This is a genomic window from Azospirillum sp. TSO35-2, assembly GCF_003116095.1.
Taxonomy (GTDB): Bacteria; Pseudomonadota; Alphaproteobacteria; order Azospirillales; family Azospirillaceae; genus Azospirillum.
The window spans coordinates 401,415-422,633 of sequence record NZ_LGRA01000022.1 but is presented as its reverse complement, the minus strand read 5'-3'; the positions used below and the strand labels follow the sequence as shown (position 1 = coordinate 422,633).

Sequence of the window (21,219 nt, the reverse complement as noted above, 5' to 3'; positions counted from 1 at the left end):
GCCCTCCAGGTGGCCGATGGAACGAATCGGTCTCGCGGCGCGCAGCGTTCCAGCACGCCGTACGAAACGAACCTACCCGCGACCGCTCGCCGGCGGCATCCCACGAATGTGTGAGGAATAGACGGTTCCACGCCCACCGGCCGGGGGAGCCCCGCCGTCTCAGGGCAGGTGCGTCGGCAGGTCCAGGGTGACCGTGGTCCCGCCGGGGCCGGAGTCGATGGTCAGCGTCGCGCCCAGCGTTTCGGCCCGCCGCCGCATGTTGGCCAGCCCGTAGCTGCCGGGCCGGGGTGCAACCCCACCGTGTCCCTGATCCTGCACGGTCAGCCTTGCGCCGCCACCCGGCAGCGGCGACGGCCCGGCCTTCACCGCCAGCACCGGCGACCCGCTGTGGCGGGCGGCGTTGATCGCCGCCTCCTGCAGGATGCGGAAGATGTTCAACGTCGCCCCCGGATGCAGCCCGGCGATCTCGGGCAGGGGCGCCATGCTCCAGGTCAGCCGCATGCCCAGCGCCGCCAGTTGCGGTTCGATCCGCTCGCGGAACATCGCCAGCATGACGCCGAGGTCGTCGCCCGAATCCTCCAGCGAGGCGACGACCAGCCGCAGGTCGGCCAGCGCGCCGCGCACCGCCAGCGCCACCGGGTCGGACCCGCTGTCGCGCAACTCGCACAGGGCGAGGATGGACACCAGTTGTCCGGCGATGCCGTCGTGCAGGTCGCTCATCAGCCGCACGCGCTCCACCTGCAGGATGGCGTTGCGGGTCTGCGCCTGCTCGCGGGCGAAGCTGAGGCGCAACGCCTCCTCCGCCGCCGCGACCTCCGCCTTCATCCGCAGGCCGAAGCGGTCCAGCGCGTTCATGGTGCGGGCGAACCGCCAGATCAGCACCGCGCTGGCGGTCGCCATGATGCAGACGCTGGCGTAGACGCTCAGCAGCCGGCTGTTCTCCCCCAGCAGGTCGTTCACGACCAGGGCGTCGTGAACCGCCAGCAGCGCCGCCGCCGCCGCCGATCCAGCCAGCAGCGTTGCCGCAAGATCGCGTCGGGTCAGCGCCGCGCGCACCACCACGACCAGCGCCGTCATCATCATCCCCAGGATCAGCGGGACGATCACGAACGACAGAAGCCGGTTGTGCAGGTCGAAGGGCAGGGTGAGGTAGCTGGACACCAGTCCCAGCGGCAACAGCACGAACACCCACAGCGGAACCCACGGCCGCTGTCCCACCAGCAGCCAGGAGATCGGCAGAATGAAGCTGCCGGCCATCAGCCGCGCCATGATGGCGCTGCGCAGAAGCGTCTCGTTCGCCGAAGCCCCCAGGATCGCCGGCGCCGACGACAGCGCGTGGCAGAGCAGCACGCCGCCGAAGGCCAGGAAGATCTGCTCCTTCGGGCGGGCCAGCCAGATCACCAGCATCGACAGGCCCATGGCGATCTGCCAGCCGTCGAGCATCCGCGGCAGGGTGGAGGCCAGGAAGAAACGGCGGTCATACTCCGGCCTCAACAGCGTGTCGGGGCCGATGGCGATGCGGTCGAGGAAGCCGTTGACGATCCCCTGCCGCCGGGCCAGGGAAATCTCGATGACGTTGTCGCCCGGGTGCAGCAGCGGGCTCGGCAGGGGCAGCAGCATCGGCACGACGGAGTAGATCTGCACCGCCGACTGATGCCACAGGCTGCTGGCGAGCGCGACGCCGTTCAGCGTCACCGCCAGGCTGCCCTGGAAGGCCGGGATGTAGAGCGAGTGGAGCTGGCCGCCGCCGGCCTGTTCATCACCCACCTCGTGGCGATGGATGATCCGGAAGGTTGCGGCGCAGCGGTTCAGGCTGTCGTCCTTCGGCGTGTCGGCGGGCTGGCAACGGTAGGGCAGCAGCACCGGACGCCACCCCGGCGTGTCGCCCGGCGCCGCGCCGTCCGCCGCCGGCACCGCCAGCAGCGCCTGCTGCAGGAACAGCGGGACCACGGCCGGCGGCAGGTGGACCGGGCGGAAGATCAGCAGCGCGACCAGCACCGGCACGCTGAGCGACACCGCCAGCACCGCGTACCACAGCCGGTCGGCTGGATGTTTTTTGGCCGGCGCCGCGGCCGGCTGGCCGGCGGAGGACAGGATGGCGGCCAATCAGCCGCCTATGCTGATGATCTTGTGGTTGATGGCGGCGAACACCGCCTCGCCGCGCGAATTGACCTCCAGCTTGCGGTAGATGTTCTTGATGTGGGTCATCACCGTGTTGCGCGAGATGCCCAGCCGTTCGGCGATGTCGCCGTAGGTGAAGCCCTTGGCGATGCCCCAGAGGATGTCGATCTCGCGCTCGGTCAGGGCGGGCGGCGGCGGTTCGTTGGCGGCGGGCGGGGTGCCCTGGACCCGGCGGACGATGGTCCGGGCGATCGAGGTCGAGATCGGCGACAGCCCGGCGACGAGGTCGAGCACCGAGCCGACCAGATCGACCGAGGTCGAGTCCTTCAGGATGTAGCCGGCGGCCCCGGCCTCGATGGCGGCCAGCACGCTGCGCTCGTCCCCCAGCACCGAGACGACCATGATCTCCATCGCCGGGAACAGCCGGCGGACGTCGCGGATCAGGTCGAGGCCGCTGCCGTCGGGCAGCTTCAGGTCGGTGACCAGCACCGTCGGGACATGGACCGCGCACAGCTCGCGCGCCTGTTCCAGCGTCGCGGCGATGGCGACCAGGTCCAGCGCGTCGGCGCCGCGCAGGATCGCCGCCATCCGCTCGCGGATCGGCGCGTCGTCCTCCACCAGCATGACCCGGATCCGGCGGTCCGGCGCCATGGTCGTCGCCGTGGTCGTCGTTGATGGTCCGGCCTGGACGGGTGCGGCCGGCGTCTTTGCGGTGTGCGTTGGCACGGTCGGGCGCCCTCGGCTCTGCTGCGATGCTGCTGGTCGGTAAACCGGCTGAGGATACCGACGGTGGAGCTTGCGCCACAATACCGAAGATATGGGAGGCGCGACGGTCGCACCTCCCGCACGCCGCAGGCTATTGCGTGAAGAACATCGCGGCGAACACGGCGGCGGTGGCGCCGATGACGGCCATCAGCCCGCCACGGCTCAGCGCCCGCTGGCGGTGCAGCGCCACGGCGACGCCAACCACCGCGACCGCGGTCATGATCAGCCCCAGCTTCGCCTCGGTCATGGCGCAACACCCGGCAGGCTTCCCGCCGGCCCGACCCAGCCCAGCGTTCCGGCGGCGGTGATCAGCAGGATGGCGCCGCACAGCACCACCAGATAGCCGGTCAGCAACACCCGCCAGCCGGGGCCGGCGTGGCTCAGCTCCAGGTAATGCAGCAGGATTTCCCGCCCCTTCGCCACCGCCAGGGCCAGCAGCAGCGCGGTCCCGGCGATCCCCGGACCGGCCCCCGCGGCACCATGGCGGGCGAACAGCAGCGTGAGGGTCGTCAGCGCCAGCAGCAGGAGCCACGACAGGGTGAGCCGGTCGATCCCCTTGCCCAAGGTCCTCGTGATCAGGGTCTTCATCGGATGCCTCCTCACCGGATCAGATAGATGAGCGGGTAGAGGATGACCCAGACCAGATCGACCATGTGCCAGAAAGCGGCCCCGGTCTCCAGATTCTCCACCAGCGTGTCGCGGCCGGACCGGCTGACCAGCAGCAGGATGACGATCCCCAGCACCACATGCAGGGCGTGGAAGCCGGTCAGCAGGAAATAGAGCGCGAAGAAGCTGTTGCTGTCGATCGTCAAACCGGCGCCCAGCGTCGCGGCGTATTCCGTCGCCTTGACCGCCAGGAAGATCGACCCGATGCCGGCGGCCGCCACCATGGTCCAGCGCGCCTGCCGCACCGCGCCGCGCCGTCCGGCGGCGACGCCGCGCGCGGCCAGATAGCCGCTGGTCACCAGCACCATCGTGTTGACGGCGCCCAGCGTCCCATTCAGGTGGGCCTGACCGGCGGCGAAGGTCACCGGGTCGAGCGCCCGCGCGATCGCCAGCCCCACGAAGGCGGCGCCGAACACCGCCATCTCGCTGAAGATCAGGATCCACATCATCAGGTTGCCGGGCAGCGCGTCGAGGCCGCTCGGCGGCTCCCCGACGGCGGGCCCGATCTCCCGGGTGGTCACGTCCATGGTCGTCACGGTCCGTTCCTCATCGTTGCAGACGCATCATCGCCAAGGCCGCAGGATAGGACGGGGGCGGTCGGGGCGGCTTGACCGTGGTCAAGGAATGCCCTCCTTCCACGGTCAATTATTCGTCCGACCCATGGCGGACGACGCCGCGGCACCCGGCGTCCGGCCTTCAGGCCCGGCTCCGACGCCGCGCCCCCAACGCCTCCTGAACCGACCCCCCCTCGAAACGACCTTCGAGATTTCCAGGGATCCCGAGCGATGACCGAACGCTTCACCAAGGCGGCCGCGCGCAACATCTTCTACGGCGGATCGCTGTTCTTCTTCGCGACATTCGTCGCGTTGACGGCGCTCAGCCACAATTACATCGTCAACACCAGCACCGACAAATCGACGCTCACCGACGCCGTCGCCCGCGGCAAGCATGTGTGGGAGAAGAATTCCTGCATCAACTGCCACACGCTGCTGGGCGAGGGCGCCTATTTCGCCCCCGAACTCGGCAATGTGTGGCTGCGCTACGGCGGTGACAAGGACAAGGAAGGCGCTGTCCTGGCGCTGAAGTCCTGGATGGCGGCGCAGCCGTCGGGGATCGAGGGGCGGCGCCAGATGCCGCAGTTCAATCTCTCCGAGAAGGAGGTCGAGGATCTCGCCGCCTTCCTGGAATGGACCAGCCGGATCAACACCCAGAACTGGCCGCCCAAGCTGTCGGGCTGAGGAGAATTTCGTCATGAAGTACGAATCGCAAAAAGTTGCTCTCTATTACTTCGCGGCGGCCATGGGGCTGTTCGGGGTGCAGTTGCTGGTCGGGTTGCTGGCCGGCGTCGTCTACGTGCTGCCCAACACCCTGTCGGAGCTGTTGCCGTTCAACATCATCCGCATGATCCACACCAACGCCCTGATCGTCTGGCTGTTGATCGGCTTCTTCGGCGCCGCCTATTACCTGATCCCGGAAGAGGCGGAAACCGAGCTGCACAGTCCGAAACTGGCGCTGGTCCAGCTTGGCCTGTTCGTCTTCGGCGCGCTGGCCGCGGTCGTCGGCTACGTCTTCCGCATCCATGAAGGGCGGGAGTTCCTGGAACAGCCGCTGTGGATCAAGGCCGCCATCGTTGTCGTCGCGCTGATGTTCCTCTACAACATCACGCTGACGGTGCTGAAGGGCCGCCGCACGGTCATCACCAACATCCTGCTGGTGGGCATGTGGGGCATCGCGGTCTTCTTCCTGTTCTCCTTCTACAACCCGGCCAACCTGTCTCTGGACAAGATGTACTGGTGGTACGTCGTCCATCTGTGGGTCGAAGGCGTGTGGGAACTGGTGCTGGCCTCGATCCTTGCCTTCCTGATGATCAAGATGACCGGCGTCGATCGTGAGGTCGTCGAGAAGTGGCTGTACGCCATCGTCGGTCTGGCGCTGTTCAGCGGCATCCTCGGCACCGGCCACCATTATTACTGGATCGGCACGCCCGGCTACTGGCAGTGGATCGGTTCGCTGTTCTCGACGCTGGAAGTCGCTCCCTTCTTCACCATGGTCGTCTTCGCCTTCATGATGGTGTGGCGGAGCGGCCGGCGCCATCCGAACCGGGCGGCGATGCTGTGGTCGCTGGGCTGCGCGGTGTTCGCCTTCTTCGGCGCCGGGCTGTGGGGCTTCCTGCACACGCTGGCCCCGATCAACTACTACACCCACGGCACCCAGGTGACGGCGGCGCACGGGCACCTCGCCTTCTACGGCGCCTATGCGATGATCAACCTGGCCATCATCACCTACGCGATGCCCTACCTGCGCGGTCGGCAGCCCTACAACCAGACCCTCAACATCTGGAGCTTCTGGCTGATGAGCGGCGGCATGGCCTTCATGACCTTCGCGCTCACCGCCGCCGGCATCGTGCAGACCCACCTGCAGCGCGTGATGGGCATGGGCTACATGGAGGTGCAGGAGCAGATCGCCATGTTCTACTGGCTGCGCCTGGGCGGCGGTGCCGCCGTGGTGGTCGGCATGCTGGTCTTCCTCTACGCCGTGTTCGGTCCGGCCCGCGAGGAACGTCCGGTCGCCATCGCCGGTGGCCTCCAGGCCGCCGAGTAAGCTCCCCCTGCGGCCCCCCGCCCTGTCCCTTGGGCGGGGGGCCGTCCGTCTTTCCGGAGAACCGCCATGATCCGCAGCGCCGCCACCCTGGCTGCCGTGCCCGCCGACATCGACCGTACCGCCGACAGCGACGTTGCGTCGCTGCCCTTCTACCAGCCGATCGGTGACGAGTGCGCGCTGTTCGAGCACGCGTACGACCATCGCCTGCCGCTGCTGCTGAAGGGGCCGACCGGCTGCGGCAAGACCCGCTTCGTCGCCCATATGGCGGCCAAGCTCGGGCGGCCGCTCTACACCGTGTCCTGCCACGACGACCTGACCGCCGCCGACCTGACCGGGCGTTATCTGCTGAAGGGCGGCGACACGGTGTGGACCGACGGCCCGCTGACCCGCGCGGTGCGCGAGGGCGCCATCTGCTACCTCGACGAGGTGGTGGAGGCGCGCAAGGACGTCACCGTCGTGCTGCACCCGCTGACCGACGACCGCCGCATCCTGCCGCTGGAGCGCACCGGCGAGACGCTGGAAGCGCCGCCGGACTTCATGCTGGTCGTCTCCTACAACCCCGGCTACCAGAACATCCTCAAGTCGCTGAAACCCAGCACGCGCCAACGCTTCGTCGCCATCGAGTTCGGCTTCCCGGAGCCGGAGGTCGAGACGGCGATCGTCGCGCAGGAGAGCGGGCTGGACCACGACCGCGTCGCTCCCCTGGTGCGGCTCGGCAACGCGTTGCGCGCGCTGAAGGGGCAGGATCTGGAGGAGGGCGTGTCGACCCGCCTGCTGGTCTACTGCGCCGCATTGATCCGCTCCGGCCTGTCGCGCGACGAGGCCATCCTGGCGTCCATGATCGAGCCGCTGACCGACGACCCGGAGGTGAAGGCGGCTCTGCTCAGGACCGCCGACTTCACGTTGGGCTGAGGGAGCCATGGCGTCGGTCTGGGAACCCGAGGAACTGGTCGGCGCGTTGTGGCACCGCCTTGTCGGCAACGCCGCGTCCTACCCGCGCCACCCCGCCGCCGCGGTCCGGCTGGACGGCGTGCGCACCCGCCTGGGCGTCCTGTTCCGGGCGCTCGGCGGCCCGGGTGCCGTCCGCATCGCCGGGGCCGCGGCGGAGGCCTCGGAGCACCGCCTTGGGCTGAAGCAACGGCTCGGGCTCGGCACCGAGACGCTGGAGAGCGCCCGCTACGACGGCGTCGTCCTCCAACTGCCGGACCGCATCGACCTGTTCCCCGACCCGCTCCTCAACGCGGCGCTCTATGAATGGCTGGCCGCCTTCTTCGCGGCGTCGCCCGTCGCGGAACCCGCACCGGTGCCGCCCGACCCGTTTCAAGCCGATCTGGCCCGCCTGCGCGCCGCCCGGCTGGCGACCGACCGCGCCCTGGCGGCGTGGCCCGGCCTGCGGCCGCTGCACCGCAGGCTCTGCGACGCGTTGCGCCTGGTCCGGCCGAAGCGCCGCCTGACCGGGCAGGAGGCGGCGGTCGAGACGCTCATCGGCGCGCTGCTCGGGGCCGACGCCGTCGCCGATCCCGCCCTGTGGACCGCCGTCGGCGACGCGGCGGCCCCGCTCGACCGCTTCCACGCGGCGCAGGGCTACCGGACCTTCCTGCCGGTTCCCCTGTGGGGCGAGTTGTCCCGGCCGCGGCCGGGGGTGGCGCCCGCCGACAGCGCCGAACCGGGTGGCGGCGCGGCCGAGGCCGACGGCAAGCGCCGCAAGGCGTCGCGCCGCGACAGCGACCAGACCCGTCGCGAAGACCCGCTGATGCTGAACCGCTTCGAGAAGATCCTCGGGCTGGCCGAGATGGTCAATCTCAGCCGCAAGGTCGAGGACGACGACGAGGAGAGCGCGAAGAAGGCCGCCGAGGACCTGGACGAGATCACGCTCGGCCAGCATGACCGCAAGGCGTCGACCCGGCTCAAGCTCGATCTCGACCTGCCGGCCGGCGAGGCCGATGCCGAACCGCTCCGCGCCGACCTCACCTACCCGGAGTGGGATTGGAAGCGCCGCCGCTATTTGCCCAACCACTGCCGGGTCATCGTCGCGCCCGCCGCGCTGGAGGGCGAGGACTGGCGGCCGGACGACGACGCGATGCGCCGCATCCGTCTGGTGCGCCGCCAGTTCGAGGCGATGCGGCCACGCCGGCAGGTGATGACCGGCCAGCCCGACGGCGACGACCTCGACCTGTCCGCCCTGGTCCGCTCGATCGCCGACCGGCGTGCCGGCGGCGTCGGCTCGGAGCGGGTCTTCACCGCGGTGCGCACCGTCGCCCGCGACCTGTCGGTGTGCGTGCTGGTCGACGTGTCGCTGTCCACCGACAGCTTCATCGAGGAGCGGCGCGTGCTCGACGTCGAGAAGGAGGCGCTGCTGGCGCTGACCCATGGGCTGGCCGCCTGCGGTGACGAGCACGCCATCCTCACCTTCACCTCGCATCGGCGCCACCGGGTGGATCTGCGCACCGTGAAGGGCTTCGAGGAGCGTCTGGACGCCCGGACCGTGCGCCGCATCCGGGCGCTCAAGCCCGGCAGCTACACGCGGATGGGGGCCGCCCTGCGCCACGCGACGGCCTGCCTGCAGGACCGTCCGCACAGCCATCGGCTGCTGCTCGTCCTCACCGACGGCAAGCCGAACGACACCGACCATTATGAAGGCCGCTACGCCATCGAGGACACGCGGGTGGCGGTCCAGGAGGCGCGCCGGGCGGGATTGAAGCTGTTCGGCGTCACGGTCGACGAGAAGGGGCGCGATTACCTGCCCTACATCTTCGGCCCCGGCGCCTACGCCATCTTCCCGCATGTCGCACGCCTGCCGATGGCGCTTCCCGCCATCTACCGCCAATTGACCGGCTGAACGCTCAAGGAACAGGAGCCATCATGCGCAAGATCGCCGCCCTCGCCCTGCTGGGCCTCGCCACGCTGTCCGCACCGGCATGGTCGCAGGCCAACCTGCGGCCCGACCCGACGCCGCGGGTTCCGCCGCAGCCGGGCCAGTCCATCCCGGTGGAGGACGCGCTGTTCCTTAAGGACGCGCTGGCGGCCAGCCAGGACCAGATCGCCCTTGGACGCCTCGCCGACAAGGCGCCCGACGACGCGACGAAGGCGGTGATGACCGGGATCGCGGGCACGCACGCGGCGCTCGCCCAACATCTGAAGGGCTTGGCCGAGCGGCGCGACCTGCCGCCCGACGATCGGCTGAAGGCCGAGCGGACCGACGCGTCGGGCGCCGCCGGGGCGGTGACCAACCCGGCGAACAGCCGGGACGGTTCGGCGCGGGAACTGGTCGCCTCGCTGTCGGGGGCGAGCGGCGAGGCCTTCGCCAAGGCGTATGTCGAGGCGCAGTTGCGCCTGCACGACCGCATGGTCGACCTCTACCAGACCGAAGCCTCCAACACGCCGGATCGCGAACTCGCCACCTACGCCATCATCAGCCTCCTGAGCATCCAGAAGGACCGCGACGCGCTCCGCCAACTGGCCGGGCGGTTCGGCATCCCCGCGCCGACCACCGGGCAGGCGCCCCAATATGGCGATCCGACGAAGGCGCGCTGATCCAGCCGGAAAATGTCTCGGCGACAATACTTGCCGATTGGCGGGGCTGCCGAAGTCAAGATCGGGCGTGTGGTTATTCTGGAAACGCTTTGTTGACGTTTCCGAACAAAAATGGCCGGCGACACTGGGTCTGTCGGGGCTGTATTACTGTGCGCAAAATCATAAAATTGGCTGTCGGGCTCTCGCTTGCTGGGCTCGCCGGCGCCATCGTCCTGAACGAGGGCGTGGCCGTGGTCAGCTCCGACGCCGTGGTCAACGCCAGGGTCGCCATCGTGCGTGCCCCGATCGACGGCCTGCTCTCGCTGCAGCCGCGCTCCATCGGCGAGCGCGTCCTTGCCGGCCAGCCGCTCGGCGCCCTGAGGGACGAGCGGGCGGACGAGGCGCGGCTGCTCGACCTCGGTCACACCGCGTCGGCCCTGGAAACCGACATCCAGCGCGTGCGCGGCCAGATGGTCAGCCTCGCCGCCAGCCGCGAGGCGCTGGCGAAGCGGACCGACGGCTACCGCGAGGCCCGGGTCCGCCAACTGCGGTCCCGCATCGAGGAGCAGCAGTCCCTGCTCTCCGGCGCCAAGGCGCAGATGGTGATGTCGGCGGCGGAACTCAGGCGGGCGGAGGAACTGCGCGACCGGGGCGTCCAGTCGATCGCCGTGCTCGACCGGGCGCAGGCGGCGCAGGAGGTCAACGCCCAGACCATCCGCGGCGCCAACGCCCGGCTGGAGGCCCTGCGGATCGAACTGGAGGCCGCGGCGGCCGGCATGTTCCTCGGCGATTCCTACAACGACACGCCCTATTCCAGCCAGCGGGCGCAGGAACTGGACCTGCGCCTGGCCGAGATGAGGACGGAACTGGACGGGCACGCCCAGCGCCTGACCCGGATCCGGGAGCAGATCGCCGTCGAGCAGCAGCGTGTCGCGCGGCTGCGCGACGCCTTCCTGACCTCGCCGGTCGACGGGCCGATCTGGGAGGCGCCGGCCGGCAGTGGCGAATACGCCCGCAAGGGGCAGGATCTGCTGCGCCTTCTCGACTGCTCCACCGTCGTCGTCACGGCCAGCGTCAGCGAAAGCGACTACAACCGCCTGAAGGTCGGCGACCCGGCGCGCTTCCGCCTGTCCGGCACCAGCCGGTCCTTCGACGGGCAGGTCATCCGCCTTGCCGGGTCGGGGGCGGCGACCGTCTACCAGAACCTCGCCATCGCGCCGGGACCGGACCATCTGAAGCGCTTCGACGTGGCGGTGGCCGTGCCCGACCTGCTGAAGGACGCCGAGGTCGGCTGCTCCGTCGGCCGCACCGGCAAGATGGTGTTCTCCGGCACGCCGCGCCAGCTGCTGCAAGGCCTCGGCTCCTGGCTTGGGCTGTCGTGATGGTCTTTTCCCCCTTCGAGGCCAGCTTTGCGCCCGCCCTGCTGCTGTGCGGCGCGGCGCTCGCCCTCCTGCCGTTCCTCGACCGTGGCGACGTCCGGGTGCGCTCGGTCCTGTTCGGGCTGTGCATCCTGCTCGGCTGGCGCTACATGGCGTGGCGCTTCGCCGTGTCGATCCCGCCGCTGGCGCTCGACGCCGAGGTGCTCAGCGCCTGGGCCTTCGGGCTTCTGGAGGCCGGCACCACGATCAGCGCCACGCTCGCCTTCATCATGCTGTCGCGGACCGTCGACCGCAGTCCGGAGGCCGACGCCCACGCCGGCTGGTGGCGGGAGGGGGAACCGCCGCAGGTCGACGTGCTGATCGCCACCTACAACGAGGAGGAGGCGATCCTCGCCCGCACCATCGTCGGCGCGCTCGGCATGGATCACCCGCGCCTGCGCGTCTGGGTGCTCGACGACGGCAAGCGCGACTGGCTGGCGGCGCTGTGCGGGCGCAAGGGCTGCCGGTACCTGCGCCGGCCCGACAACAGCCACGCCAAGGCCGGCAACATCAACCACGCCCTGGCGCGGCTGGGCGACCTCGACCGCCAGCCGGACTTCGTCATGGTGCTCGACGCCGATTTCGTGCCGCACCCCGATTTCGTCACCCGCGCCCTGGCGCTGTTCCACGACCGTTCGGTCGGGCTGGTCCAGACCCCGCAGCATTTCTTCAACCCCGACCCGATCCAGGCCAATCTGCGGATCGGCCACGCCTATCCCGACGAGCAGCGTTTCTTCTTCGACCATTTGATGGCGTCGCGCGACGCCTGGGGGATCGCCTTCTGCTGCGGCACCTCCTCGATGATGCGGTGGGAGGGCCTGCGGGCGATCGGCGGTTTTCCCACCGACAGCGTGACGGAGGATTTCCTGGTCACCGTCCGGCTGAAGGAGAAGGGCTGGCGCACCGTCTACCTCAACGAACATCTGAGCGACGGGCTGGCGCCGGAGGGGCTCAAGGAGTATGTGACCCAGCGCGGCCGCTGGTGCCTTGGCCTGGTCCAGATCGTCCGGGGGCCGACCGGGCCGTTCTCGCGCAGTTCCCTCAGTGTCATGGACCGGGTGGGCCTGCTCGACTCCTTCCTCTATTGGGCGACGACCTTCCCGTTCCGCCTGGGCTGCTTCCTGGCGCCGATCCTGTACTGGTGGTTCGGCATCAGCGTCGTGAACGCCACCGCGCCCGACGTGATCGCCTATTTCGTGCCCTACTACGCCGCGGTGCTGATCGCCTTCAACTGGACCACCCGCGGCCAGATGGTGCCGCTGCTGCAGGATGTCAGCCAGATGCTGACGATGTTCGAGATCCTGCGCGCCGTCACCGTCGGCCTGCTCAAGCCCAAGGGTCACGCCTTCAAGGTCACGGCGAAGGGCGGGCAGCGCGACCGTGTCACCGTCCAGTGGAGCATGATGCGCCGTTTCGGCGTGCTGGCCGCCCTGACCGCCGGTGGGATGATCCACGCCATGCTGTCCGACTACGCGGCGGATGGCGGGGCCGGCGACGGCAAGCTGATCGTGCTGTTCTGGAGCTTCTACAACCTCGTCACGCTCGGGCTGGCGATGATGGTCTGCGTGGAGTTGCCGCGCTTCCGCCAGGACGAACGGTTCTGGACGGACGAGGAGGTGCGGGTCGGCGCCACCGGGCGGAGCCAGCGGATGCGCGCGCTCGACATCTCCGCCGGCGGCCTGCGCGTCTGGGGCTCGCTCGACGGGCTTTCCATCGGCGGCGACCTCGTCGTCGAGGTGGACGGGGTCGGGGAGATGCCGGCAACCCTGGTCGGCCAGGGCGAGGGGACGATGTCCCTGCGCTTCGTCGAGGACGAGGCGACGCGCGAGCGGCTGACCCGCAAGCTCCATTCCGGCCGCTACAGCGCGGCAGCGCCGTCGGTCAGCGTCGAGAAGATCCTGAACGGGCTGCGCGCCCGCATGGCGCGCTGAGGCCCCGGCCGGGGTGGGCGGCGGCCCGCCCGTTCAGCGCACCGGCTCGTCGACCGTGTCGCGCTCCGCGGTCTCACGGTGGGCGGCGAGGGCCGCGGCGATGCGGACCAGCCCGGCCGACAGCGTCACCGCCTCGGCGAAGGCGCGCGTCGGCGGCACTGGTGCGGAGAGGTCGCCGTGACCCAGGCGTTCGGCGGCGCGGGTGATGGCGTCCAGCGGCCGGGTGATCCGCCCCGCCAGCGTCCAGCCCACGGCGCAAGCCAGCAGCGCCGCCGCCAGCCCGGCCAGGAGGATGCGGTGGCGCAGGTCCGACACCGCCGACAGCGCGAGGTCGGCCGGCTGGCGGACCAGCACCAGCCAGCCGATGCCGTGATAGTCGCCCTCGCCGCGGGTCGGCACGACCGCGGTGACGTACTCCCCGCCGTCCGGCCACGCCTCCACCTGACTTGCGGCGACGCCCTGCCGCCCGGCGCGCACGCTGGCGAGGTCGACCACCGTGCCCTGAAGCCCCGCCGGCCCCATCAGGACGAGGCCGTCGCGGCTGAGGACCATCGCGTCGGTGCCGGCAGACGGGCGGCCGTTCTGATCAAGGACCGAGCGGGTGACCTCTTCGACCCAGGACCAGCTCAGATGCGCGCCGAGCGTTCCCATCGGCACGCCGTCGCCGCGGACCAGGGGCATGGCGATGTCGACGAAGCGCAACGGCTCGCCGTTCGCGTTGGGGGGAAGCTTCTGCGCCAGCATCACCGCCTCGTGCACGTCGCCGGCAAAGGGGGCCTGGATGCCGGCGCGGAACCACGGCCGGGCCGACACGTCGGCCTGCTCCAGGATGCGCTTGGTGCTGACCAGCACGCGCCCGCCGGTGTCGGCGATGCCGATCCAGGCGTAGATCGGGAAGTCGCGCTGCAACGCCTCGATCTGGAGTCGGAACGCGTCGGCCTGCGTCAGCGCGCCCTGCGCGTTGATCAGCGTGGCGACCAGGGCGATGCTGCGCCAGCGCTCGTACAGGCCGAGATCGAGTTGCCGCGCGATCCGGCCGCTCGAATTCTGCAGATCGATGCCGGCGTTGTCATGCGCGTACCGGCTGACGACGCCGTTGGCGTACAGGCACAGCGCCAGGATCGGGGCGACGCACAGGCCGAACAGGCCGATGGTCAGCCGCCGCTTCAGGGTCGGGGGTCGGTGGCTCATGACGATTCGTGCGCAAATGAAAGACGGCCGGACTCTCCGTCTCCAAGCGTCTCCAAAGCCTTAAGAGGCCCTGTGCAAACCTTTGGCCCGGAGGGCGGCAACCCGGCGCGCGTTCAGCCGTCGCGCCCCGGGCGCCCACCGCCCGGCGGACCACCCGGGCCGCCCGGACCACCGCCCGGACCACCACCGCCACCCGGGCCACCACCGGGTCGGCCGCCCGGCGGCCCTCCCGCCGGTCCCCCGCGTGTGTCCCGGGCGCCGCTGTCGCGGCCGAACGAGCCGCCCGGTGGGCTGCCCTGGGGGCCGCCCTGGGGGGTGGCGGCCGGGTTGCTCTCCGCGGCGCGGGCGGAGCTGTCGGCCGACGCGGCGCCGGGCGGGGACGGCGCGGCAGGCGGCGTGGCGGCGGCGCCCTCGCGCCGCTCACCATTGGCCGGGGCGTTGCCGGGGGCGTCCCAGGTGTGCCCATCGATTGCCGGCCCCTCGCCACCGGGCGGGCCGCGCATCCCTTGTCCGGGCGCGTCCGGTCCCGGCGGCCCGCCGGCCGGATTGCCCTGGCGGGCCAGACTGGCGGCCCGCGCCGACGGATCGGCGCCGGGGACCGCTCGGCCGCCGAGGCCGGGGGCGCTGTAGGCCCGGCTGTGGCCCAGCCCGCCCCCCGGCGTGACGACGCTGTCGATCACCACGCGGGTGGAGGCGGCGCTGTCGCCCGACGTTTCGACGGTGGGGCCCAGCGCCTGCGTCTGACCGCCGCCGTCGACGTAGGTTTCGACCGACAGGGCGCCGACGGTCGTCCCGAAGGGGTTGAAGGGGTCCGGTGCCACCGACAGCGCCGACGGTTCCCCCGCGGCCGAACCGGCCACCCGGACCGTGGTGCCGACCGCCGGCAGGGGCCGGTCGAGGCTGCGGCTGCGCCACAGCGTCCGCCCCGCCACGACCAGGGTGGTGGGGGTGACGGCGTCGACGCGGCCGCGCAGCAGCCAGCCCTGCGCCGGCTCCCAGGGGTCGACGCGGCTGGCGTCGATCCGTCCGTCCGGTCGGCGCAGGCCCGACACGGCAACCCAGGCGCCGGGGTGGAGGATGTGCCGCTGTTCGGCCGTGGCGGTGTCGACCCGCTGGCCCAGGACGATTCCGCCGTTGCCGTCGGCCTCCTCGACCGGACCGGCCACCGCGAAGCGGACGTCGATCGTCTGCGCGGTCAGCCCGGTCGGCCCGGTGGGTGCGGCGGTCATGGCGACCATGTGCCCGATCCGGACGGCGTCGGCGTCGGCCGTCCGGCCCTCGATCCGCACCGCCGTGGCCGGCGGCAGGGCGACCCGGAGCCCGTTCACCCACACGCTGCCGAAGGCGGTGACGGTGCCGACGATGCCGGTGCCGCCGATGCCACGGTCGGTGACCGCGATGCCGGTGCCGCCGATGCCGCGGTCGGCAAGGCCCGGCTCTGGCGTGCCTCCGCAACCGGCGGCCACCAGCACCAACGACAGGGTCAGGGCGCGGAAGAGGAGGGTCACGGTGGGGCCGCTCCATCACTTCCGGCGTTGGCATTTCCGGCGTTGGCGTCTCCGGGGGCGGGCGCGGTGCCAGCCTGCCCGGCCGGGAGGCCCGGTCCGCCCGCCGCCGCCGGCGGATCGGCGGCGTCGTACAGGTAGAGGCCGGCGGTGAAGCGGTGGTGCGCGTCGTCGCGCTCCTCGTCCCGGTCCGCCAGTTCCATCGCCATGCGGTTCAGGTGGAGCAGCATGTCCATGCCGACCCGCTCCGCCTCGCGGCGCAGCGCCAGGACGGACTCGGCGCTCAGCCCGTCATAGGCCAGGGCGCGTTCGAGATAGGGCGGTTCGGCGCCGGTCAGGTTGTGTCCGGCCGCCGCCATATGGTCGGCCAGATTGCGGCCGTAATAATAGGCCAGCTTGTCGAGGTCGCCGCGCGGCACATGGGCGCCCTCGACCAGTTCCAGGCGTCCGTCCGGCCGTTCCGCCACCAGCCCGGCGTGCAGCAGCTCGTCGAGCAGCGCGCGGGGCCGGATGTCCCGGCTGATCCCGGTGACCAGCGTCTCGAAGCTGACCTCGCCCTCGGTCCGGCCGACGCGGGGCAACGGCCGCGGGCGGCCGGCCTCGTCGCGATACCCGTCGTCGGCCAGCCAGCGGCTCAGCACCTGGGAGCCCAGCGACGGGGACGCGGCGGCAACGACGTCCGGCGCCGCTGCCGGTGCGCTGCGGATCTGGCTGACATCCTTGCGGTGGACGCCGGTCAGCAGGGTGATGCGGCTGTCGGTCATCGGCTTCCTGGGGAGCGCGAACGCGCGCTCCGCCACCTCGACATACACCGCCTTCACCAGGTTCGCCAGCATCGGCCACGAGATGCCGAAGCCGATCAGCGTCCGCACCAGCGGCACCAGCACCCGGCGCACCGCCGTCACCACCATCGGCGGCGGTACGACGGATGGGGCGGAGGCCGGGGCGCCGGTCCCGGATGGACGGTCAGGATCGGGGCTGCGGGTCGGCACGCGCCATGCTCTCCAGGCCTGGGGTCACGGCAAACCGGTGCCGTGATGACGGCATCACAATAGCGCGTGCGCACCGAAAGGGCATGGCCTTTTCGCTTGATGTGGGAAAATTTCCCACGCATGATGCGGGGCAAGGGGCGGCGCTCGACCGTCCCATGGCACCTCTGGCCGTCCGATCGCGCGTCGCATGTCGCCCGCCCGGACCCGGCCGGTCCCTAGGAAGGAGCGGCCCGCCGGCCGTAGCCCGCATGAGCCTGTCGACCATTGGCCAGCCAGCCGGCCGGGACACCGTTTCCCAGCCGGGAACCCGCCCCACCTCCTCGGTCCTCCCTTTCCGATCGCGAGCGTCCGTCATGGTGTCGTCTCCCCTCCGTCCCGCCGCCATCGACCGCACCGCCCTGATCCGCGGCGGTCTGTTCGGGGCGCTTGCCAACGCGCTGGTGGCCGGCAGCCCGCTCTACGTCCGGCCGTTGCAGGACGCCCTGTGGCAGAGGGGCGACGACGGGCGTCTGCTGCTGCTGGTGGGGATCGCGCTGGCGCTGTTCGCCGTCCATGCGCTGCTGGATTTCGAACGCGCGCGCTCGCTTGCGCGGCTGCTGCCGGCGGGGTTGGGGGCTTGTGGGCACCGCGTGGCCGGGCTGGACCGGGTGTGGCTGATCGACGCCGGCTGGGTTCCGGTCCATCTGCTGGTGCTTGGAGTCCTGCATCCGGTGCTCGGCGCGTTGGCCCTGGCCGGCGTGGCGGCGGTGGCGGCGATCATCGCGCTGTGCGCGGCCGGCCCGACGGTGCCGCGGGAGGCCGCGTCCGGCCCCTGGCAGGGCGAGCGGCGGCTCGGCGGTGGCGTGTTCGGCCATCCCGACGCGTTCGACGCGGGGATGCGCTTTTGCGAGACGGTCTACCGGGTGTTGGTCGTCGGGCTGGCTGCGGCGCTGCTGGTCCAGGGTGAACTGCAGCCCGGCCAGTTCGTGGCCGGCGCGCTGATCGGGGTTATGGCGTTGCGGTCCGCCGTCCGCGCCGCCGCCCTGTGGCGCGGCTGTGGTGGACCGGTCGGCGACGCGCCCTAACCGTCGGCGTCCCAACCGTCAGGTCGTACCCGCCACGGCCCCAACACGGACACCACCCCGGTGCCGTGTTGGGGCCGTGGCGCTGCTCAGTGGGCGCCGGCGGCCGGCGCGCCGTGCCCGTCGGCCCCGCCATGACCGCCTCCCAGCAGGGACGCCAGGTCGGGGTGAGCCAGGAAACCGAGGCCCAGCAGGGCAAGAATGGTGGTGCTGTGGCCGCCGCCGTGATCATCGCCGCCCTGATCGCCGTGGCCCGTCGTGTGGCGTTTCCGCGCGGCGAGCACACGCTCCGCGCCATGGTCGCTGTGCGACGAGGCGTGCGAGCGATCACGTCCCCCGGCACCTCCCCCGGCGGCCAGGGCTTCGGAGGCGGGCGGCAACAGGAGCGTCAGGCCGATGACGGCCGCGCCAATCGCCGCACTCAGCCTTGACGATCGCTGCATCGCTGGACGCTCCTTTCCCGGTCGGCAAGGTTAGTGAACGGAAGCGGTTGCCGGCAGGTTCTGCACGGTGCCGATGAGGTTTTCCGTGTAGACGACCTCGGTCGGCGCAAGGGTCAGGGCGCGGGCCGTCATCTTGGCGGCCTCGTCCTTGTGGCCTTGCACGCTCAGCACCTCGGCCCAGCTCGAATAGACGTCGGCGAAGGACGCGTCGGTGTTGGCCGAGGTCTGGAACTTCTCGTAGGCTTCGTCGAAGCGCCCGGTCAGGGCCAGCGAGAAGCCCCATTCGCTGTAGGCCGCCGCCGCGGCGGACGGGTTGTACGCTGCGGCGCGGTTGGTGGTCACCGCCTTGAACAGCTCGATGGCGTGCGTGTGGTTGCCGATCCGCGCCTCGGCCACCCCCCAGTTCAGCAGCGGCGAGAGGAACTCGCGGTCGATGGCGTAGGCCTCGCGGAACTTTTCGATGGCGCCCTGCCGGTCGGCCTGCTGGTACAGCACCATGCCCCACAGGTTCAGCATCCACTTCGCGTATTCGGTTTCGTGATTCTCCATCTCGCGATGGATGATCTCCAGCGTCGGCGTGAAGTCGCGGGTCAGACGGTCACGCCGGAACTGGTAGGCGGCGAGGATGTAGGGATTGACGATCCGCATCGCCTCATAGCTCGTGGCGCGGATCAGTTTCGGCAGCTCGTCGTGGTGCGCCTCCTGCTGGATCTGCACCTGATGGTGATGGCTGTCGTACCCGCGCAGCCGCATCTGCAGGTCGTCGCCGTGGATGACGATCTCGCCGGAGAAGGAGAACGGAATCAGCGAGGCCGATTCCTGCACCACGCGGACCAGCGGCGTCAGGCCGACGAACTCGCTGAGCACGGCGACCGGCTTCTTGTCCTCGTGCAGTTCCACCTTGCGGACCTCGGCCTTGGTGTTGGCCTGCCGGGCGATGCTCTGCATCTCGTCGGCGATCCGCGCCACCACGACCGGCGAGGTGTAGCCGGTTTCGCCCGCGATGGCGTCGGGCACGTCGACATACTCGATGTTCACCGTGTGGGTGTCGGTGAAGACGGCGAATCCGAACGCGACGACCGCCATATAGATCGGAATGGTGAGGAAACCGAAATCCATGGATGCGCTCCCTTCCTCAGAATGCGGCCGCGGTTTTGTTCGCGGTTGATGGTGGGGGCGTGGGATCCCCGATGGAGAGGAAGCGGCTGGGGTGGACGTCACGGATGTTGAAGGTCCAGCCCTTCACCTGCGTGCTCACCAGCGACTTGGTGGCGAAATGGTAGATCGGGAGGACGGGCACGTCGTCCACCATCATGCGCTCGGCCTCGACCAGCAGCTTCGCGCGCTCCGGCGTGTCGATGGTGGCGGCGGCCTTCGCCAGCAGAGCGTCGTATTTGGCGTTGTGATAGCCCGGATCGTTGCGCGGCGGCTGCGCGGTGGACAGCATCAGGTTGAGGAAGGCCGTGGGGTCGGCGATGTCGCCGATCCACGCGGCGCGGACCACCTGGAAATCGCGTCGGGCGCGGCGCTTCAGATACTCGGTCCGGTCGACGCTCACCGTCGTGACGATCAGGCCCTTGCCGAAGGCGGTTTCCCATTGGGACCGGACCGCCGTCGCGATCGCGTCGTTGTTGTCCGAGGTGTTGTACAGGATCTCCAGCTTCAGCGGCTGCGACGGCCCGTAACCGGCGTCGGCGAACAGCCGCCGGGCGTCCTCCAGCCGCCGTTCCATCGGTTCGGCGACATAGGCGGGCAGCGGGCGCCGGTAGTTCGGGACCACCGGAGGCACCAGGCCGTAGGCCGGCATTTCCCCCGCCCGCGTCACCTTCTCGACGATCGTCTGCCGGTTGATCGCCAGCGACAGCGCCTTGCGCAGGGTGGGGTTGCCCTTGAACGGTTCGGCCGTCAGGTTCAGCGCGTAGTAGTAGGTGGCGAGATACGGCTTGTTCCAGAATTCCTTGGGCTGGCTGAGCGAGATCCACTTCACCTGTTCCTGCGGAACCTCGTTGGTGACGTGCAGCAGGCCGGCGCGATAGAGCTTCATCTCCTCATCGGGATCGGCGACCGGATGGAAGACGACACGGTCGATCGACACGCTGTCCTTGGCGTAGTAGTTCGGGTTGCGCGTCACGACCAGGGGCTTGCCCCGCTGCCATTCGGCCAGCGTGTAGGCGCCGTTGGACACCAGCTTGCCGGGTTCCGTCCAGCGGTCGCCGTTCGCCTCGACGCTGGCGCGGTGCACCGGCAGCGCCATGTTGTCGGAACTCAGGAGCGCCAGGAAATAGGGGGCCGGAGTGCTGAGCCGGATGCGCAGCGTGGCCGGATCGGTCGCCGTCACCCCCAGCTGGGTCGGCGGCGCCGTGCCGGCCATGACGGCGTCGGCCTTCTCGATCAACCGCAGATTGGCCGCCGCCGGACCGCCGTGCGGCGCCACCGCGCGGCGCAGGCTGTAGATGAAGTCGTCGGCCGTGATCGGATCGCCGTTCGACCATTTCGCGTTCGCGCGCAGATGGAAGCTGTAGGTCAGCCCATCCTCCGACACGTCCCAGCTCTCGGCGACGCCGGGCAGAAGCCGGCCGTCCGGTCCATAGACCAGCAGCCCTTCGAACAGGTCGCGGAAGATGTTCGATTCGACGCGTCCGTCGGTCAAATGCGGATCCAGCGTGACCGGCTCGCCCCCGTTTCCACGGTTGAGAACCGTCTCCGCCGATGCGGGGCTTAAGGCAAGGGTTCCTGCGAAGAGTGCGACCGCACTGGCAATGCAACGGACAAACAGCTTCATCGTCACCCCCGGACATCTGGTGCCCATGTGCCCAACCATTCTGGGACATTTTTCATAAAGATGCCTGACTCGCGGAGGCCGCACAATGGGAGAATCCCCTTAAGGGCTTCTCCTTTGAAAGGCGGTCGCCCTGGCGGTTTCCCGGATTTGTCTTGCCGATCCTGTTCCTTCGTTCCGGAATACTCCCGCTTCCGGGTGTGGGTCGCGGGGGGCTCCGGGCACCGGACGCC

General features: G+C 70.3%; 19 protein-coding genes. 8 read left to right on the top strand and 11 right to left on the bottom strand.

Annotation, left to right across the window (positions count from 1 at the left end):
* Nucleotides 1–159: 159 nt before the first annotated feature.
* The 5 genes from TSO352_RS31800 to TSO352_RS31785 all read right to left on the bottom strand — a co-directional run bounded on the left by TSO352_RS31800 (nt 160) and on the right by TSO352_RS31785 (nt 4,079).
* Complete coding sequence (locus TSO352_RS31800) at nt 160–2,106, bottom strand: ATP-binding protein (protein ID WP_109111271.1); 1,947 nt, start codon at nt 2,104–2,106, stop codon at nt 160–162.
* The gene (locus TSO352_RS31795; RefSeq protein WP_247872576.1) at nt 2,107–2,772 is read right to left on the bottom strand and encodes a response regulator transcription factor; all 666 of its coding nucleotides are present in this window, start codon (nt 2,770–2,772) and stop codon (nt 2,107–2,109) included. It lies immediately after the preceding gene.
* A gap of 205 nt (nt 2,773–2,977) precedes the next feature.
* Complete coding sequence (locus tag TSO352_RS33700; protein ID WP_199231798.1) at nt 2,978–3,133, bottom strand: hypothetical protein; 156 nt, start codon at nt 3,131–3,133, stop codon at nt 2,978–2,980.
* Nucleotides 3,130–3,474, bottom strand: coding sequence for a cytochrome C oxidase subunit IV family protein (locus TSO352_RS31790; protein WP_109111270.1), 345 nt, complete (start codon nt 3,472–3,474; stop codon nt 3,130–3,132). The genes TSO352_RS33700 and TSO352_RS31790 overlap by 4 nt, the downstream gene beginning before the upstream one ends.
* Nucleotides 3,475–3,485: 11 nt before the next feature.
* The gene (locus TSO352_RS31785) at nt 3,486–4,079 is read right to left on the bottom strand and encodes a cytochrome c oxidase subunit 3 family protein (protein ID WP_109111269.1); all 594 of its coding nucleotides are present in this window, start codon (nt 4,077–4,079) and stop codon (nt 3,486–3,488) included.
* A 258-nt stretch (nt 4,080–4,337) separates the two neighbouring features.
* Between TSO352_RS31785 and TSO352_RS31780 the strand changes: the two genes are divergently transcribed.
* From TSO352_RS31780 to TSO352_RS31750, 7 genes are all read left to right on the top strand, one after another.
* Nucleotides 4,338–4,790 (top strand): cytochrome c, encoded by a 453-nt coding sequence (locus tag TSO352_RS31780; RefSeq protein WP_109111268.1) that lies wholly within the window; start codon nt 4,338–4,340, stop codon nt 4,788–4,790.
* Between the two features lie 13 nt (nt 4,791–4,803).
* Nucleotides 4,804–6,153, top strand: coding sequence for a cbb3-type cytochrome c oxidase subunit I (locus tag TSO352_RS31775; RefSeq protein ID WP_109111267.1), 1,350 nt, complete (start codon nt 4,804–4,806; stop codon nt 6,151–6,153).
* 66 nt (nt 6,154–6,219) lie between these two features.
* Nucleotides 6,220–7,065, top strand: a complete 846-nt coding sequence (locus TSO352_RS31770; RefSeq protein WP_109111266.1) for an AAA family ATPase — start codon at nt 6,220–6,222, stop codon at nt 7,063–7,065.
* Nucleotides 7,066–7,072: 7 nt separating this feature from the next.
* A complete protein-coding gene (locus TSO352_RS31765; RefSeq protein ID WP_109111265.1) occupies nt 7,073–8,992 on the top strand; it encodes a VWA domain-containing protein in 1,920 nt (639 codons plus the stop codon).
* Between the two features lie 23 nt (nt 8,993–9,015).
* The gene (locus TSO352_RS31760; protein ID WP_109111264.1) at nt 9,016–9,687 is read left to right on the top strand and encodes a DUF4142 domain-containing protein; all 672 of its coding nucleotides are present in this window, start codon (nt 9,016–9,018) and stop codon (nt 9,685–9,687) included.
* Between the two features lie 167 nt (nt 9,688–9,854).
* Entirely contained in the window at nt 9,855–11,048 is a 1,194-nt protein-coding gene (locus TSO352_RS31755) for an HlyD family efflux transporter periplasmic adaptor subunit (RefSeq protein ID WP_247872575.1), read from the top strand.
* Entirely contained in the window at nt 11,048–13,015 is a 1,968-nt protein-coding gene (locus tag TSO352_RS31750) for a glycosyltransferase (protein WP_109111262.1), read from the top strand. The genes TSO352_RS31755 and TSO352_RS31750 overlap by 1 nt, the downstream gene beginning before the upstream one ends.
* 33 nt (nt 13,016–13,048) lie before the next feature.
* On the opposite strand, the gene TSO352_RS31745 is transcribed toward TSO352_RS31750, so the two are convergent.
* The 3 genes from TSO352_RS31745 to TSO352_RS31735 form a co-directional block, all read right to left on the bottom strand.
* The gene (locus TSO352_RS31745) at nt 13,049–14,206 is read right to left on the bottom strand and encodes a HAMP domain-containing protein (RefSeq protein WP_247872574.1); all 1,158 of its coding nucleotides are present in this window, start codon (nt 14,204–14,206) and stop codon (nt 13,049–13,051) included.
* Nucleotides 14,207–14,319: 113 nt separating this feature from the next.
* The gene (locus tag TSO352_RS31740) at nt 14,320–15,714 is read right to left on the bottom strand and encodes a DUF5666 domain-containing protein (RefSeq protein WP_109111261.1); all 1,395 of its coding nucleotides are present in this window, start codon (nt 15,712–15,714) and stop codon (nt 14,320–14,322) included.
* The gene (locus TSO352_RS31735; protein ID WP_199231797.1) at nt 15,711–16,703 is read right to left on the bottom strand and encodes a DUF6502 family protein; all 993 of its coding nucleotides are present in this window, start codon (nt 16,701–16,703) and stop codon (nt 15,711–15,713) included. Before TSO352_RS31735 ends, TSO352_RS31740 begins: the two co-directional genes overlap by 4 nt.
* Before the next feature lie 353 nt (nt 16,704–17,056).
* On the opposite strand from TSO352_RS31735, the gene TSO352_RS31730 reads away from it, so the two are divergent.
* Complete coding sequence (locus TSO352_RS31730; protein ID WP_109111260.1) at nt 17,057–17,767, top strand: hypothetical protein; 711 nt, start codon at nt 17,057–17,059, stop codon at nt 17,765–17,767.
* 86 nt (nt 17,768–17,853) lie between these two features.
* Here the strand turns inward: TSO352_RS31730 and TSO352_RS31725 are convergent, their stop codons facing one another.
* Genes TSO352_RS31725 through TSO352_RS31715 form a run of 3 tightly spaced genes read right to left on the bottom strand, consistent with a single transcriptional unit; the run spans nt 17,854 to nt 20,857 of the window.
* Nucleotides 17,854–18,207 (bottom strand): hypothetical protein, encoded by a 354-nt coding sequence (locus tag TSO352_RS31725; RefSeq protein ID WP_109111259.1) that lies wholly within the window; start codon nt 18,205–18,207, stop codon nt 17,854–17,856.
* Nucleotides 18,208–18,237: 30 nt separating this feature from the next.
* A complete protein-coding gene (locus tag TSO352_RS31720; RefSeq protein WP_109111258.1) occupies nt 18,238–19,326 on the bottom strand; it encodes a tetratricopeptide repeat protein in 1,089 nt (362 codons plus the stop codon).
* A 16-nt stretch (nt 19,327–19,342) separates the two neighbouring features.
* Nucleotides 19,343–20,857 carry a peptide ABC transporter substrate-binding protein gene (locus tag TSO352_RS31715; RefSeq protein ID WP_247872573.1) on the bottom strand — a complete coding sequence of 505 codons (1,515 nt, stop codon included), beginning with the start codon at nt 20,855–20,857 and terminating at the stop codon, nt 19,343–19,345.
* Nucleotides 20,858–21,219 lie beyond the last annotated feature (362 nt).

Excerpts from the sequence above, each read along its gene's own strand:
- TSO352_RS31795 (WP_247872576.1), bottom strand. The coding sequence starts at position 2,772 with ATGGCGCCGGACCGCCGGATCCGGGTCATGCTGGTGGAGGACGACGCG.
- TSO352_RS33700 (WP_199231798.1), bottom strand. The coding sequence starts at position 3,133 with ATGACCGAGGCGAAGCTGGGGCTGATCATGACCGCGGTCGCGGTGGTT.
- TSO352_RS31790 (WP_109111270.1), bottom strand. The coding sequence starts at position 3,474 with ATGAAGACCCTGATCACGAGGACCTTGGGCAAGGGGATCGACCGGCTC.
- TSO352_RS31785 (WP_109111269.1), bottom strand. The coding sequence starts at position 4,079 with ATGGACGTGACCACCCGGGAGATCGGGCCCGCCGTCGGGGAGCCGCCG.
- TSO352_RS31780 (WP_109111268.1), top strand. The coding sequence starts at position 4,338 with ATGACCGAACGCTTCACCAAGGCGGCCGCGCGCAACATCTTCTACGGC.
- TSO352_RS31775 (WP_109111267.1), top strand. The coding sequence starts at position 4,804 with ATGAAGTACGAATCGCAAAAAGTTGCTCTCTATTACTTCGCGGCGGCC.
- TSO352_RS31770 (WP_109111266.1), top strand. The coding sequence starts at position 6,220 with ATGATCCGCAGCGCCGCCACCCTGGCTGCCGTGCCCGCCGACATCGAC.
- TSO352_RS31765 (WP_109111265.1), top strand. The coding sequence starts at position 7,073 with ATGGCGTCGGTCTGGGAACCCGAGGAACTGGTCGGCGCGTTGTGGCAC.
- TSO352_RS31760 (WP_109111264.1), top strand. The coding sequence starts at position 9,016 with ATGCGCAAGATCGCCGCCCTCGCCCTGCTGGGCCTCGCCACGCTGTCC.
- TSO352_RS31750 (WP_109111262.1), top strand. The coding sequence starts at position 11,048 with ATGGTCTTTTCCCCCTTCGAGGCCAGCTTTGCGCCCGCCCTGCTGCTG.
- TSO352_RS31745 (WP_247872574.1), bottom strand. The coding sequence starts at position 14,206 with ATGAGCCACCGACCCCCGACCCTGAAGCGGCGGCTGACCATCGGCCTG.
- TSO352_RS31730 (WP_109111260.1), top strand. The coding sequence starts at position 17,057 with ATGGTGTCGTCTCCCCTCCGTCCCGCCGCCATCGACCGCACCGCCCTG.
- TSO352_RS31725 (WP_109111259.1), bottom strand. The coding sequence starts at position 18,207 with ATGCAGCGATCGTCAAGGCTGAGTGCGGCGATTGGCGCGGCCGTCATC.
- TSO352_RS31720 (WP_109111258.1), bottom strand. The coding sequence starts at position 19,326 with ATGGATTTCGGTTTCCTCACCATTCCGATCTATATGGCGGTCGTCGCG.